Source organism: Kitasatospora sp. NPDC056138, assembly GCF_042264695.1.
In the GTDB taxonomy this organism is placed as follows: Bacteria; Actinomycetota; Actinomycetes; order Streptomycetales; family Streptomycetaceae; genus Kitasatospora.
Window position 1 is genome coordinate 16,218 of the sequence record NZ_JBHJVK010000055.1, and the last position, 14,398, is coordinate 30,615.

The 14,398-nt window shown below is 73.2% G+C and carries 12 protein-coding genes and 1 pseudogene; 6 read left to right on the top strand and 7 right to left on the bottom strand.

Going from position 1 to position 14,398, the window contains the following annotated elements; all coding sequences use genetic code 11:
- Positions 1 to 39 precede the first annotated feature (39 nt).
- From ACFC1R_RS27995 to ACFC1R_RS28005, 3 genes are read right to left on the bottom strand one after another with little or no spacing between them, the layout of a single operon-like run.
- Positions 40 to 831, bottom strand: coding sequence for an HAD family hydrolase (locus ACFC1R_RS27995; RefSeq protein ID WP_375943201.1), 792 nt, complete (start codon positions 829 to 831; stop codon positions 40 to 42).
- A complete protein-coding gene (locus ACFC1R_RS28000) occupies positions 828 to 1,511 on the bottom strand; it encodes a CBS domain-containing protein (RefSeq protein WP_375943202.1) in 684 nt (227 codons plus the stop codon). Before ACFC1R_RS28000 ends, ACFC1R_RS27995 begins: the two co-directional genes overlap by 4 nt.
- Positions 1,508 to 4,255 (bottom strand): GNAT family N-acetyltransferase, encoded by a 2,748-nt coding sequence (locus tag ACFC1R_RS28005; protein ID WP_375943204.1) that lies wholly within the window; start codon positions 4,253 to 4,255, stop codon positions 1,508 to 1,510. The genes ACFC1R_RS28000 and ACFC1R_RS28005 overlap by 4 nt, the downstream gene beginning before the upstream one ends.
- A gap of 373 nt (positions 4,256 to 4,628) precedes the next feature.
- Between ACFC1R_RS28005 and ACFC1R_RS28010 the strand changes: the two genes are divergently transcribed.
- Positions 4,629 to 7,007, top strand: a complete 2,379-nt coding sequence (locus tag ACFC1R_RS28010; RefSeq protein ID WP_375943206.1) for a glycoside hydrolase family 65 protein — start codon at positions 4,629 to 4,631, stop codon at positions 7,005 to 7,007.
- 111 nt (positions 7,008 to 7,118) lie between these two features.
- Here the strand turns inward: ACFC1R_RS28010 and ACFC1R_RS28015 are convergent, their stop codons facing one another.
- On the bottom strand, positions 7,119 to 7,748 hold the full coding sequence (locus ACFC1R_RS28015; RefSeq protein ID WP_375943208.1) for a hypothetical protein: 630 nt from the start codon (positions 7,746 to 7,748) through the stop codon (positions 7,119 to 7,121).
- 309 nt (positions 7,749 to 8,057) lie between these two features.
- On the opposite strand from ACFC1R_RS28015, the gene ACFC1R_RS28020 reads away from it, so the two are divergent.
- On the top strand, positions 8,058 to 8,306 hold the full coding sequence (locus ACFC1R_RS28020) for a DUF1918 domain-containing protein (protein WP_375943209.1): 249 nt from the start codon (positions 8,058 to 8,060) through the stop codon (positions 8,304 to 8,306).
- A gap of 124 nt (positions 8,307 to 8,430) precedes the next feature.
- The gene (locus ACFC1R_RS28025; RefSeq protein ID WP_375943211.1) at positions 8,431 to 9,405 is read left to right on the top strand and encodes a universal stress protein; all 975 of its coding nucleotides are present in this window, start codon (positions 8,431 to 8,433) and stop codon (positions 9,403 to 9,405) included.
- Positions 9,406 to 9,449: 44 nt separating this feature from the next.
- Here ACFC1R_RS28025 and ACFC1R_RS28030 read toward each other — a convergent pair whose 3' ends face one another.
- Positions 9,450 to 9,839 carry an avidin/streptavidin family protein gene (locus ACFC1R_RS28030; RefSeq protein ID WP_375943213.1) on the bottom strand — a complete coding sequence of 130 codons (390 nt, stop codon included), beginning with the start codon at positions 9,837 to 9,839 and terminating at the stop codon, positions 9,450 to 9,452.
- Positions 9,840 to 10,226: 387 nt separating this feature from the next.
- Complete coding sequence (locus ACFC1R_RS28035) at positions 10,227 to 10,730, bottom strand: carboxymuconolactone decarboxylase family protein (RefSeq protein WP_375943215.1); 504 nt, start codon at positions 10,728 to 10,730, stop codon at positions 10,227 to 10,229.
- A 96-nt stretch (positions 10,731 to 10,826) separates the two neighbouring features.
- Here ACFC1R_RS28035 and ACFC1R_RS28040 point away from each other — a divergent pair, with 96 nt between their 5' ends.
- Entirely contained in the window at positions 10,827 to 11,804 is a 978-nt protein-coding gene (locus ACFC1R_RS28040; RefSeq protein WP_375943217.1) for a pirin family protein, read from the top strand.
- Positions 11,805 to 12,200: 396 nt separating this feature from the next.
- On the opposite strand, the gene ACFC1R_RS28045 is transcribed toward ACFC1R_RS28040, so the two are convergent.
- Positions 12,201 to 12,929 (bottom strand): TetR/AcrR family transcriptional regulator, encoded by a 729-nt coding sequence (locus ACFC1R_RS28045; RefSeq protein WP_375943219.1) that lies wholly within the window; start codon positions 12,927 to 12,929, stop codon positions 12,201 to 12,203.
- 89 nt (positions 12,930 to 13,018) lie between these two features.
- Between ACFC1R_RS28045 and ACFC1R_RS28050 the strand changes: the two genes are divergently transcribed.
- Positions 13,019 to 13,879 (top strand): SDR family oxidoreductase, encoded by an 861-nt coding sequence (locus ACFC1R_RS28050; RefSeq protein WP_375943221.1) that lies wholly within the window; start codon positions 13,019 to 13,021, stop codon positions 13,877 to 13,879.
- 150 nt (positions 13,880 to 14,029) lie between these two features.
- A pseudogene (locus ACFC1R_RS28055) lies at positions 14,030 to 14,360 on the top strand (helix-turn-helix domain-containing protein); the annotation flags it as partial.
- Between the last annotated feature and the right edge of the window lie 38 nt (positions 14,361 to 14,398).

Below are 14,398 nucleotides of genomic sequence, written 5' to 3' on the forward strand. Positions count from 1 at the left end.
CGTCGGCCGGACCGTTGACCGACGGTGGGCACGGCCTGCTCACCTCCGGACCGGCGTCGGGCGGCCCGTCCGCACCTGGACCTGGTGCAGAGCGTGCACCAGCGGCTCGCGGCCGGTCAGCAGGCGGGTCCGCTCCTGGTCGTGGTGGTCGACGGCGACGATCAGGCCGAATCCGCTCCGCTCCCCCGCCTCCAGGACGGCGGGCGTGTCCGCGAACAGCGCCGCGCGGTCGGGCGGGGAGTGCAGCAGCCGTAGCGCGAGCTGGAGCAGTGCCGGGCTGGGCGGTCCGGCGAGCCCGTAGTGCTCGGTGTCCTGTGCGTCCACACAGAGCTCGACCGACTGGTCGAGCCCGGCCCGGTGCAGTATCCGGCGGCAGTGCCTGCTGCTGGAGGACGCTGCCGCAGTGATGCCCGCGGTCTGCAGGTCGAGCAGGAACCGGTGGACGCCCGCCCGGGCCACCAGGTCGGCGGCGTCCAGGAGTTCGGCGAAGCGCTGGTCCTCGTGGCGGGCCAGGATCCGGTGCAGGTCCGCCTCGGCCGGGCCGAGGTGGTCGGCCGCGAGGTCGACCCGGCGGGCAGGCGGTCGGAGCAGCACCGCCGCGATGTCCTCGTCCAGGAGGCCGGCCAGGTGTGCGGGCAGGTCCGCCGAGCCGTCCAGTGGGGATTGCACCTCGCCGGTGACGCGGGCGTACTGGGCGGTGAAGGCGTGCAGGGTGTCCTGCCAGGCGGCGGCGCGCAGTGGCAGGCAGTCGGTGAGCACACCGTCGGCGTCGAGCACCACGGCGTCGATGCGGCCTGCGTCGAGGAGCGCCACCGCCTCGGAGCCGATCACGGGTCGGCCCGCCCTTCGATGTCGTCGACGTCCCAACGGAGTCGGTCGGTGAGGCCGGCGAGTCCCTCGATGCGGGCGAGTTGGAGGCAGAGTGCGGCGGCGTCGCTCCGGGTGCGGGTGCGGCCGGTCACGGTCAGCCGGGCGCGTTCGCAGCTGATGTGCAGTGAGCTCGGGACGATTCCCGTGCCCGGTGTGAGGGCGGTGGTCAGTGCCTCGGTGCTCATCTTCTCGTCGTCGCGTCGGAGTGCGTCCAGGAGGTCGTGCGGCGAGACGATGCCGGTCAGCCGGCCCTCGCCGTCGACCACCGGCAGGTGGTGCAGCGAGTTCCGGTGTGCGGTGGCCACCGCCTCCGCGACGGTCTGGTCCTCCGTCACGGTGACGGCCGGAGCGGTCATCAGGTCACGGGCGAGGATCTCGGCCGCGTCCTGTCCCGCGTAGCCGGCCAGCAGGTCGGAGGCGGCGACGACACCCGCGACGGCACCGTCCGGTGCGACGACGGGCAGGACGCCGCGCCGGGAGGCGGTGATGGCCGCGACCATGGTGGCGAAGTCGGTGTCGGGCGTGACGGCGACGGCGGGGCGGCTCATGCAGGTACGGATGCGGGAGCGGCCGGGGACACGTGCCTGGCCCGGGTCGGCGAAGCTCGCGGTGGGGGTGCCGTCGAGGACGCTGTGGTTCATGGTTCTCGCACCTCCTCGGCGGCCGCCGGGCGGCGCAGCCGTCGCAGGTAGGGGTCGAAGGACCCTCGGGGCTCCAGACGCACCCGGGCGTCCACGCAGAGCACTCCGTCGGGCCGGGCGATCAGCGGGTTGAGGTCGAGCTCGGCGAGCTGTGGAAGGTCGGTGGCCAGGTGGGAGATCCTGGCGAGCACGTCCTGGACTGCCGCCACGTCCACCGCCGCCGCGCCCTGGTGCCCCAACAGCACCGGGGAGCCGCGCAGTTCGGCGACCATGGTGGCCAGGTCCCGTTCGGTCAGCGGGGCGAGCCGGGCGGTGCGGTCGTCCAGTACGTCGGTGGCAGTACCGCCGAGGCCCAGGACGGCGAGCGGGCCGAAGACCCGGTCCTGGACGACTCCGGCGAGCAGCTCCAGTCCGGGTGCGGCCATCGGCTGGACCACCACGCCGGTGAGCTGCCTGCCGAAGCGTTCGGTGAACTCACGGAAGGTCTCGCGGACTTGGCCGTCCGTGGCCAGGCCGGTGCGCACCGCTCCGAGCGTGCTCTTGTGGACCTGGCCCGGCCAGTACGCCTTGAGCACGACCTCACCCCGGTGCCCCAGCTGTCGCAGCGACTGGGCAGCGACGACGGCTCCGTGTTCGTCCGGCACCCAGATCGAGATGGTCAGCGGCAGGCCGTAGCAGTCGAAGAGCTCGACGGTGAGGGCCGGGTCGAGCCAGCCGCCGTCCGGGTTGGCGGCGAGGAACGCCTCGACCAGGTGTCGGGCCGACCGCGGGTCGCAGCCGGGCGGGGGCGCGGCCTCGGGACTGGGAGGTTCGGTCAGCCAGTGGGCCCGGTCGCGGGCGTGGGCGAGCGCCCGCGCGGCGGCCTGCGGGTCGGAGTACGAAGGGATGCGTCCGCCGTCGGAGCAGGTCAGGTAGCGGACGGGCACCTCCTGGCCGAGCAGGACGGCGGCGACCGGGACGCGGCGGCGGGCCGGGCCGTCGAGCAGGGCACGGACCGGATCATCGTGCGGCCCGGTGGCCAGCGCGGTGGGGACCAGGCAGACCAGCAGGGCGTCCACGGCCCGGCTGCGCGCCAGCGTGTCCAGGCAGGCGGCCAGCTCGACGGGGCGCACGGCCGCGGTGGTGTCCACCGGATTGGCCGTGGCGGAGCCGTCAGGCAGCAGGTCGCGCAGCTCCGCGGTGATGTCGGGGGGCAGTTCGAGCTGGGTCAGCCCGGCATCGGCGCAGGCGTCGGCGGCCAGGATGCCGACGCCGCCCGCGTTGGACACCACGGCCACCGCACACCGCGTCGAGGGCAGCGGCTGGCTGTGCAGCAGGGCTGCGGTGTCGACGAGTTCGGAGAGGCTGCGGGTCGCGGTGATCCCCGCCTGGCGGAACAGGGCCTCGCGGGCGACGGTCGGGGTGGCGGCTGCGGCGGTGTGCGAGGCGGCGCCCCGGCGGCCGGCGGGTGAGCGGCCGGCGTCGACGGTGAGGATCGGGAACCTGCGGGTGACCCGGCGGGCTGTGCGGGAGAAGGCGCGCGGGTTGCCGAAGGACTCCAGGTGCAGCAGGGCGAGGTCGGTGCTGCCGTCGCTCTCCCACCACTGCAGCAGGTCGTTGCCGCTGACGTCGTACTTGTCGCCGAGCGAGACGAAGCTGGAGACGCCGATGCCCAGCCAGGTCAGGCGTTCCAGCAGTGCTATGCCGACACCGCCCGACTGCACCGCCACTCCCGCGCTGCCCGGCAGCGGCCACACCGCGCCGAACTCGGCGTCCAGCCGGATCGCCGGGTCGGTCTGGGCGATGCCCAGACTGTTCGGGCCGACCAGCCGCATCGAGTGGCGACGGCAGGCGTGCATCAACTGCCCTGCGGTGTGGGCGTCGAGGCCGGAGGTGAGGACGACCAGTGCCCGCACCCCGGCCTGGCCGCACTCTTCGGCCGCCCCCGCCACCGCGATCGGCGGCACCGCCAGGACGGCGAGGTCCGGGATGCCGGGCAGGGTGCCGAGCGACGCATGGGCGGGCTCACCCGCGACCTCGGCGGCGTACGGGTTGACCGCCCACAGCTGCCCGGCGAAACCGGCCTGCCGGATCTTCAGCAGGACGGACTGCCCGACCGATCCCGGCCGCCGCGAGGCGCCCACCACCGCGACGGAGGCCGGGCGCAACAGGGCGGCCAGACTGGCGATGTCGGCCCTGCGGCCCCGTTCGTCCACGGCCTCGCGGTAGTGCTCGTCCGTCTCGTCGAGCGGGACCCTGACCCGGACCTCGCCCTGTTCGAGATGGCGGTGGACCGGGAGGCCCAGGTCGGTGAAGACCCGGTGCACGGCCAGGTTGCCCGCCAGGGTGTCGGCCTCGAGGGCGCGGATGCCGTTCTGCCGTGCCGCGTGGACCAGGTGTTCCAGCAGCAGGGTGGCGACGCCCCGGCGGTGCCAGTCGTCGGCGACCACCACGGCCAGCTCGGCCGTGTCCGGGCGCCCTTGGACGCTCTCGCAGTCGGCCTCCCCGACGAGTTCCCCGCCCGCCCAGGCACCCAGGGCGAGAAGCTCCGGCCTCGGCGCGGCACAGAGCCGGTCGGCCGCCAGCTGCGGGGCCTCCCGGCTGGCGCCGAAGAAGCGCATCCTGCGGCTCTCGTCCGACATCCGCTCGGCGTGCAGGTCCAGTACGGCCGCCCGGTCCGCCGGGCCGATCGGCCGGATCGTGACCGTGGTCCCGTCCGCGAGCAGCGCCTCGACGGTGTGCGGCAGGTGTTGGGCGGTGGACATGGCGGCTCCTCTGTCCGTGGCGGCCCTCGCTCTGTGCACCTCCAGCCTCCGCTCACACCACGCGCGCCGCACAGGGCCGACCGGCCCCCGGGTCACCCCGGCCGTACCCGGCGGTGGGGCCGCGCGGCCTCGCGTCACGGCCCGAACGGCCCTCCCCGGCGGCCGCCCCGGCCGCCGACGCCGGAGGTGAGCCCGCGCGCCGCCGGCTCCGGACCGAGGAGTCGCCGCCGACCGGCGACCACCGAGCGGAGCGACCGCGTGCTGCGCACACTGGAAGCAGCCGAGCGGAGGAGGCCAGGTGGACGCGGACGCCCGGGCCCAGTCCCCGACGACCCCGGCACACGGGTCCCCGCGTCCGGCCCCGGAGCCGGCGATGCCCGACCCGTGGACCCTGCGGTACGAGGGATTCGACCCCGCCCAGGAGGGCGTCCGCGAAGTCCTGTGCGCCGTCGGGAACGGCTATCTGGTCACCCGGGGCGCCGCGCCCGAGTCCCGGGCGGACGGCGTCCACTACCCCGGCACCTACCTGGCCGGGTGCTACGACCGCGTCACCTCCAGCGTCGCGGGCCGCATCGTCGACAACGAGGACCTGGTCAACTGCCCCAACTGGCTGCCGCTGACCTTCCGCCGCCAGGGCGGCGACTGGTTCGACGGCCCGCCCGCGCACCAGCGCCTGGAACTGGATCTGCGGCGAGGCGTGCTCACCCGGTACGCCCTGGTGGCGGACCCGCAGGGCCGCCGCACCCGGCTGGTGCAGCGCAGGATCGCCAGCCAGGCGCAGCCCCACCTGGTCGCGCTGGAGACCACCCTGGTGCCGGAGAACTGGTCCGGCCCGCTGGAGGTCCGCTCCGCCATCGACGGCGCGGTGGCCAACACCGGCGTCACGCGTTACGCCGGTCTGGCCGACCGCCACCTCCTCCCGGCCGGGCAGGGCGCGGACCCCGGCGGCCTGCTCTGGTTGGAGGCCGCCGCCAACGGATCCCCGCTGCGCATCGCGCTCGCTGCCCGCACCCGGGCGCGCCACGGGGGCACACCGCTGCCCCTCCTCCACACCGAACGGCTCCTGGACGGCTGGGCGGCCCAGCTCCTCACCCTGGACGCCGCCGAGGGCCGGCCGGTCACCGTGGAGAAGACCGTCGCGGTGTACACCTCCCGCGACCCGGCGACCGCCTCTCCGCTGCAGGCCGCCCGGCTGCTCGCGGCGCAGGCCCCCGACTTCGACCGGCTACTGGACGAACACGCCCTGCGCTGGGCCGAGTTGTGGCGCCGCTGCCACATCGACGCCGACTTCGACGGCATCGGCGCGGTCCACCTGAACCTGTTCCACCTGCTCCAGACGTACTCCGAGCACTCCGTGGACCTCGACGTCGGAATCCCCGCCCGGGGCCTGCACGGCGAGGCCTACCGCGGTCACGTCTTCTGGGACGAGCTCTTCGTCCTCCGGCTGCTCAACCTCCGCTTCCCCGAACTCACCCGGGCCGTCCTGCGGTACCGCCACCGCCGCCTGGACGCCGCCCGCCAGGCCGCCCGCCAGGCGGGCCTGCGCGGGGCCATGTATCCCTGGCAGAGCGCCAGCGACGGCCGCGAGGAGTCCCAACTGCTGCACCTGAACCCGCTCTCCGGCCACTGGCTGCCCGACCACAGCCGTCTCCAGCGGCACGTCGGATCGGCCGTCGCGTACAACGTCTGGCAGTACTACCAGGCCACCGGCGACCTCGACTTCCTCGCCGGCGCCGGCGCCGAGATGCTGCTGGAGATCGCCCGGTTCTGGTCCTCCGCGGCGACCTACCAGCCCGCGCGCGAGCGGTACTCGATCCGCGGCGTGCTCGGCCCCGACGAGTACCACGACGCCTATCCGTGGGCACGCTCCCCCGGACTGGACGACAACGCCTACACCAACGTCCTGGCCTCCTGGGTGCTCTCCCGCGCCCTCGACGCGGTGGACGTCCTCCCGGAGTACCGGCGGACCGAACTGCTGGAGCGCCTGGCTCTCGACCAGGGCGAGCTGGGCCGCTGGCAGGAGGTCAGCCGCCGCCTGCACATCCCCTTCCACGACGGCGTGCCGAGCCAGTTCGACGGCTACGAGCGGCTGGCGGAACTCGACTGGGACTCCTACCGCCGCCGGTACCCGGACCTGCGGCGGCTGGACCGGATCCTGGAGGCCGAGGGCGACACCGTCAATCGCTACAAGGCGTCCAAACAGGCCGACGTCCTGATGCTCTGGTACCTCTTCTCCGCCCGCGAGGTCCGCGACCTGCTGCGCCGGCTCGGCTACCCGGCCGGGCACGAGCTGCTGCGCCGCACAACCGGCTACTACCTGCGCCGCACCGTCCACGGCTCGACCCTCAGCTCGGTGGTGCACGCCTGGGTGCTGACCCGCTCCGACCGCCGGGCCTCCTGGCGCCACTTCCGCGACGCGCTGACCGCCGACCTGCGGGACGTCCAGGGAGGAACCACCGCCGAAGGAATCCACCTCGGCGCCATGGCAGGAGCCGTCGACCTGCTCCAACGCTGCTACACCGGCTTGGAGATCCGCGAGGACGCCCTCTGGCTCGACCCCCACCTGCCATCCGCGCTGGGCCACTTGGAGCTGGACCTGCGCTACCGGGGCCACTGGGGCGTGGGACTCTCACTCGACCACCGGCAGATCACGGTCGGCCTGCACGAGAGCCGCCAGGAGCCGGTCCAGGTCCGCTTCCGGGGCTCACCGGTCACCATCAGGCCCGGCGAGAGCCACCGCTTCACCCTGTGACTCCCCCGGCTGCTGCGCTCCAGGGCAGGCAGGCATCATCCGCCCGGCCCCAACGCCGCCGGGGACGCCGGGCGGCGGACATCCTCACCCGTGGCGGACATCCTCACCCGTTCAGGCGCCGCCCCCGGGGCGACCGTGCATCCGGCCGGACCACAGCGGCTCCACCTGCTCCCACTCCGTCCCCCAGCCGTTCTGCGCCCGGCGGTCGAGCATGTGACGGCGGTACGTGTACAGGGCTTCCACGCTTAGCGACAGTCCGGCCAGCGCCATCAGACCGATGGAGGCGGCGTCCGCGGCAATCTCGTCGTCCGAGCGGACCGGCGCCGCGAGCCGCCCCTGGTCGTTCACCCAGACCGGCACGGTCGCACCGACCCTGACGTCACCCGGGGCATCGACCGGCCCGCGCTGCGGTTCGGACGGCGGACGGACCCAGGTGGCCTCGGCCGTCGTCCCTGCACCGTCCGACAGCGCCGGGCCCACGATGGTCGCGGTGACCAGGTGACGGTGGCGAGCCGTCTGCAGTGCGGCACCCCGCTCGCTGTGCACCACCAGCAGAGACACCGCCGAGGCCAGGGCGAGCGCACCGGCGAAGGCGAACACCAGGGCCAGAACGAGTCGACTGCGTGCCCGGTCGAGACACCGGCACAGCGGGTTGGAGTCCCTGCCCACGGCCCGGCGCACGTGCCGCCACAGCGTCATGCGGGTGGCCGAGCGCCTGCGGGTCGTGGATGCGGCGGACATGGTGCGCCTCCCCGGTGCGGAGGTCCGGCCACCGACCACCGCTCCCGAGCGGGGCCGACGGGCTCATGCGACCCAGTCTTGCCGGTGGGGTGCACCGTCAGTAGGGCCACAAGGACCCGCCACCGCGCCGACCGACCCGGCCCACCGGTCCGCCCCGGGGCCGATGGCCCCGTCCCGAGGGACTCCCGGCCCCTGGCGGGCGGCGCCGCGGCGCGGTGCCATGGGAGACAGGGGCGTACCGCGGGCGCCGGTGGCCCACGGGTCCACCGCCCGAGCCCGGCGTTGCCCCGAAGACGTGAGGAGCACAGCATGAAAGCCGCTGTCGGAGACCGGATCATCGTCGAGGGCACCCGCCCGGGCACCGCACGCCGCGACGGCGAGGTCGTGGCACTTCGCCACGCCGACGGCAGCCCGCCCTACGACGTGCGCTGGTCGGATACCGGACGGGTGTCCGAGTTCTTCCCCGGACCGGACGCCAGGGTCCACCACTACCCGGAACCGAGCCCCGAGGAAGAGACCACCGTGAAGCCCGGAGTCCTGCACCTCTTCGCGGACTGACCGCACGGCGACCAGGCGAGCCCGGTGGGCCCCGTCACTCGCAGCACGCAGGCCACCGTCCCCGACCGGGGCGGGGGCGGTGGACCAGGCCGCCCGGAAACCGGCCGAGTGCGGTCCGAACGAGGTGAGCGTTGCACGCCGGGTACCGCTGTGGGCCCGGGTGGCCGCCCAGCAGACACCAGCCCCGCCTTTGGAGGACATCGTGGACAAGCCGATCGTCGTGGGGTTCGACGGGTCTTCGGAGAGCGTGGCCGCCGCCGACTGGGCGGCCCGGGAGTCGCTGCGGCGCGGGCTGCCGCTGGAACTGCTCCAGGCCTGGCCCTGGCAGCACGGCCAGCCGCTGGGCAGCGATGACGCGAAGCGGTGGGGCAAGGAGCAACTGGCCCGGAAGGAGGTCGAACTCCGCGCCCTGCTCTCCGGCATCGAGGTGACCGTGGCTCACATCCCCGGTGCCGTACCGGCCGACGTGCTGGAAGCGGCCGGGAAGAACGCCACGATGCTCGTGCTCGGCTCACGCGGCCTCGGAGCGCTCCGGGGCTTCCTGGTGGGATCGGTGAGCCAGGAGGTCCTGACACGGGCGACCTGCCCGGTGGTACTCGTACGGGCGGGCACCACCACGGCGGACGAGCACCCTGCGTCACCCCGGGCGGAGCCCGCCGCCGACGTCGGCTATCGCGAGGTCGCACTCGGCCTCGACACCCGGCACCCGTGCGAGGAGGCACTGGCCTTCGCCTTCGAGGCCGCCTCGGTCCGCTCGGCGCCGCTGCGCGTGGTCCATGCCTGGGGCCCTCCCAGTGGCACCGAGTACCTGGCCTTCGGATCCATCGGCGGTCTGGAGAGGGACCTGATGGTGGTCGAGCAGGACGCGGTCACCAGGCTGCTGAAACCGTGGCGCGAGAGGTATCCGGAAGCGGAGGTCGTGACGAAGGTGGTGATGGGCAACGCCGCGAACACCCTGCTGGAGGAGACGCCGCAGGCCGGGCTGCTGGTGATCGGACGCCGCACCCGGCGCGCACCGATCGGACCACGCCTCGGCCCGGTCGCACATGCCGTGATCCACCACGCACGCTGCCCGGTCGCGATCGTTCCGTGCGGCTGACCGCTGGACCGTCGCCGGGTGGCGGTGGGGCCGCACCTACGGGCCTACGGCTCTCCCACCGACCCGGTTGCCGCTGTCGGCCGGTCCCTGGTGAAGACGTCCTGGCCCACCGTGGTCGCCTCCCACACGTCGGGCGCCTGCGAGGGCCTGGTCAGGAGCCAGGTGGCGAAGATCCGTTCCCGGTCCTCGAAGTACTGGCCGCTCCAGCTGGTCACGGAGTCCGGGGCGCTCTGCTGGTTGTGCCACGCCACCGTCCAGCCGACCGCCGCTCCGTGACCGGACTGCCCGGACGCGTGACAGCGCCCGGTGAGCTCGTACTGCCCGGCCACGTGCCCGGCGCCCGAGGTGTAGGTCCCGCTGATGCCACCGGACGGGTCAGCCGTGAGGTGCATGTGTGATCCGAACTCGTTGTACCAGTCTCCGGCGATACTCATCGGTCGCCTCCCTCGGCAGGATCCAGCTTCCAGTTCCATGGTCGGCCTCCCCCTGGGGCTTCGCACTGCGCGGCCCCGGGCTGCTGTCCGGTCGCCGGCACGAACGTCCGCCCTGGTTCGCCACCGCGGGACGAGGTCACCGCGGCCCATGGGCGGGCGAGGGCCGCCCGGACGGCGCGCTCCGAGGAGCCGGAAGGCCGCGTGCTACCGACGATGACAGTGACGACCCGTACGGGAGCCTCTGCCCACGTCCTCTTCCGACCGCCGGAGCCCGCATCCGGAGAGCCGTGGCGTCCGCCGGGCCGGCTGGTTGCGGGCCCCGGTGCTCGGCGCCGACGACGGCCTCGTCTCCGTCGCGAGCCTCGTGGTGGGCCACCGCTCAGGGTGTCACTGTGCCGGGATCGTGCGCACCGGGTGCTTGCTCAGGATGGAGACCCGGTTGAAGGCGTTGATGGCGATGGCCACCCAGATCACCGCGGAGATCTGTCCGTCCGTCAGGACCTCGCGGGCGTCACGGTAGGCGTCCTCCTGCAGGGCGGCGTCCGCCGGGTCGGTGGTCGCCTCGGCCAGGGCGAGGGCGGCGCGTTCCTGGCGGGTGAACAGTTCGGTGTCGCGCCACGCCGGGAGGGTGCCCAGGCGCTGCGCGGTGTCGCCCGCCTGCAGGGCAGCCCTGGTGTGCACGTTGAGGCAGTAGGCGCAGCCGTTGATCTGGGAGACGCGCAGGTTGACCAGTTCCACCAGCCTGCGGTCCAGCCCGGCGCCCATCGCGCCCGCTCGGGCGGATTCGGCCGCCGCGCGCATCGCGCGGAACGTCTCGGGGCTCTGCTTGTCGATGAACACCCGCCGGTTCACCGGGGTCACGGCCACATCCGTCACCGTCGCGTCACTCACAAGAACTCCTCTGGCAGATCACTGTCGGGCGGCACTGCGCCATGACATGGTAGTTGAACATAGAACATTCTTGAAGAGCCGACGAGGGGACCCACCGTGACCACCACCGAGACCGATCCCGTCGAGCCGCGCGGCGAAGCCACGGACCGGAAGGCCGGCCCCCGGGTGCAGGTGCTGCCCGCGCGGGACGTGCCGTTGGGCGGGCCGCGGGCGATGACGGTACGGCGCACGCTGCCGCAGCGGACCCGGACGCTGATCGGCGCCTGGTGCTTCGTGGACCACTACGGTCCCGACGACGTCGCCGGGACCGGCGGGATGGACGTCGCCCCGCATCCCCACACCGGGCTGCAGACGGTGAGCTGGCTGTTCAGCGGCGAGATCGAGCACCGGGACAGTCTCGGCGTCCACGCCCTCGTCCGGCCGGGCGAGTTGAACCTCATGACGGGCGGGCACGGCATCTGCCACTCGGAGGTCTCGACCCCGGCGACCACGATCCTGCACGGCGTCCAGCTGTGGGTGGCGCTGCCGGAACGGCATCGGCACGCCGAGCGCGACTTCCGGCACCACGTACCGCACCCCGTCCCGGTGGACGGCGGCGAAGCGCGGGTCTTCCTCGGCTCCCTCGCGGGCGACACGTCCCCCGTCCCCACCTTCACCCCCCTGCTCGGCGCCGAACTCACGCTCCGACCGCACGCGACCACTACCCTCGCGGTCGACCCCGCCTTCGAGCACGGCCTGCTCGTCGACCGCGGGGACATCCGGATGGCGGACACGCCGCTGCGCCCGGCCGAACTCGGCTACCTCGGTCCCGGAGCCACCACGCTGACCCTCACCAACACCGGCGACGAGACGGCCCGGGCGATCCTGCTCGGCGGCCCGCCCTTCGAGGAGCGGATCGTCATGTGGTGGAACTTCATCGGGCGGTCCCACGAAGACATTTCCCGAGCCCGCGAGGACTGGATGAGCTCCGTGAACTCCGACCGATTCGGCGCCGTCCAGGGCTACCCGGGCGAGCGCCTGCCCGCCCCCGAGCTCCCCGGGATCCCGCTCAAGCCTCGCGGACGAGTACGCTGACCTGGCTGTTCCTCGGCATGGACCAGCCGGATAGACCGGCGGTCCACACCACCCTCACGACGACGGCACGACCTTGATCCGGCCCGTGCGGGCATCATCCTGCGTGGGCCGGCGCCTCACAGACTCTGAGCACCTGTGCCCATGCTCGGTCGGACCAATGCTGACTCAATGCTGACCTGCCGACGGCTCGCCAGTCACGCTCGTTGTCTAGACGCATTGACCACGAGCGTTGTCAACAGGGGCGGCGGAGACGTGATCAAGGTTGGCGGGGCGCTACGGGAAAGGGGAAGCCGGCCGGAGCCGTGTGGTCGCCCACTGTCTCATCTCGTGGAGGCTGCTCCATCGCACGATCCCTCCTCGTGAGGTTCAACCTGAACGAGGGCGCTTGACGCGCGATCAGGCACGCGGAGCGCCACCGTCCGCCGCCAGGCGCGTGAGCCACTCACGCAGCAGGCGCTGCTCCGCGTCGCTCAGGACATCGGAGTCGTCGGGGAGGGCGGCGCGCAGCGCGCGGGCCGCCGCGGCGGGACCGGACTCGGCGGCGGGAATCGCGGGCTCGGCGCGGGTGACGGCCGCGACCATGGACTCACGCAGGACGGTCAGCAGCGCCGGGTTGCGGCGGTCCGCGGGCGTGGAGTGCCAGGTGGTGACTGCGCCCTGGCCGGTTGCCTGGATGATCTGGGCGGCCAGTTCCTCGTCGACCCGCAGCCATCCCCCGGCCGCCAGCCGGCGCACCCGCCCGTGGAGGATCTCCAGGCCTGAGCGGTGTGCTGCGTCCGGTCCCGGGCCGGTGGCCCGGTTCATCACCGCGAACAGCTCGGGGCGGGAGACCCCGAACTCGACCACCGCGTCCCAGCCGCGGCGCAGCTCCTCCACCGGGTCCTGTGGGGCGGGGTCGAGCTGCGCGCGTTTTCTCTCCAGGAACTGCGCGTAGCCGTGCTCGGCGACGGCCTCGAGGAGCCCCTCCTTGTCGCCGAAGAGGCGGTAGATCGCGGGCGGCTGCGTTCCGGCCGCGGCGGCGACCGCGCGGGTGCTCACCGCGTCAGGGCCGCCGTTCTCCAGCAGCTCGACGGCTGCCTCGACGATGCGGCGCCGAGGGTTGTCGGTTGAGTCGCGTGTAGCCATGAACCGATGATACCGGAGATGCGTTTCCATCGGAATTTTCAGTGTTACTGTTTGAGTGATTCCACCGGAAGCAGTGTCGGGAGAACCCAATGATCATCGTTACCGGAGCCACCGGAAAGCTCGGCCGCCGCACCGTCGAGCGCCTCCTGGAGCGCGTCCCCGCCGACCGCGTCGGCGTCAGCGTCCGCGACCCCCGCAAGGCCCAGGACCTCGCCGACCGCGGCGTCCGTGTCCGGCAGGGCAGTTTCGACGACCCCGACACGCTCGTGAACGCCTTCGAAGGAGCCGAGCAGCTGCTCCTCGTCTCCCTCGACCGCACGGGTGAGGAGTGCGTCAGCGGCCACCGCGCCGCCATCGACGCCGCCGTGCAGGCCGGCGTCGGCCGCATCCTCTACACCAGCCAGATGGGCGCCGCCCACGACGCCCGCTTCCAGGCATGCCGCGACCACGCCCAGACCGAGGACCTGCTGCGCGCCACCGGCCTGCCCTGGACCGCGCTGCGCAACGGCTTCTACGCCTCCAGCGCCCTGCAGTTCCTGGAGTCCGCCCGCCACACCGGCGACATCGCCCTCCCCGCCGACGGCCCCGTCGCCTGGACCGGCCACGACGACCTCGCCGAGGCCACCGCGGTGATCCTCGCCGAGGAGGCCCGCTTCGAGGGGCCCACCCCGCCGCTCACCGGCCCGGCGGCGCTCGACTTCGACACCGTCGCCGAGATCGCCTCGCAGACCACCGGACGGCCCTTCACCCGCACCGTCGTCCCCGACGACGCCTTCCGCGAGCAGGTCCTGGCGCACGGCGCCCCGGCCCCGATCGCCGACCTGATGCTGAGCATCTTCGCCGCGGCGCGGAATGGCGAGTTCACCGCTGTCGACTCGACGCTGGCCGAGCTGATCGGGCGAGAGCCCGCCGCCTTCCGCACCCAGCTGGAGCGTGCCTGGGCCGAATAGATCCCGTGGGACGCGCAGACGGCCCCGGCCTGACTCGCCGCCCACGAAGGCTCGTTCTTCGTCGCCCGAGGCAGTCGATCACCAAATCGGCGGCCTCGGGCACAGAACCCAGGCTCCGCATCGGATTCCGCACCATCCCAGAGGTTTCCCGTGCCCCACCCCCATGCCCGGCTGACCATCCACAGCAGACGGCTCCTCGTCGAACGGGTCCGCGCCGGCAGGCCCATCGCCCACGTCGCCGAAGAAATGGGCATCTCCCGCACCACAGCCCACAGATAGGTCCGGCGCTGGCGAGCCGAAGGCGATCCGGGGTTGTATGACCGTTCCAGTCGAGCCCTGACGACACCGCACCGAACCCCTACCGATGTCGAGAATCGCATCTGCGAGCTACAGCGTGACCGCAAGCTCGGCTTTGCACGGCTCGCCCCGATCCTGGATACCCAGCTCGACGGTCCACCGCGTCGTGACCCGCCACGGCCTGATCCTGCACGCCGAGGTTCTCGATACCGAGTTCCGGCA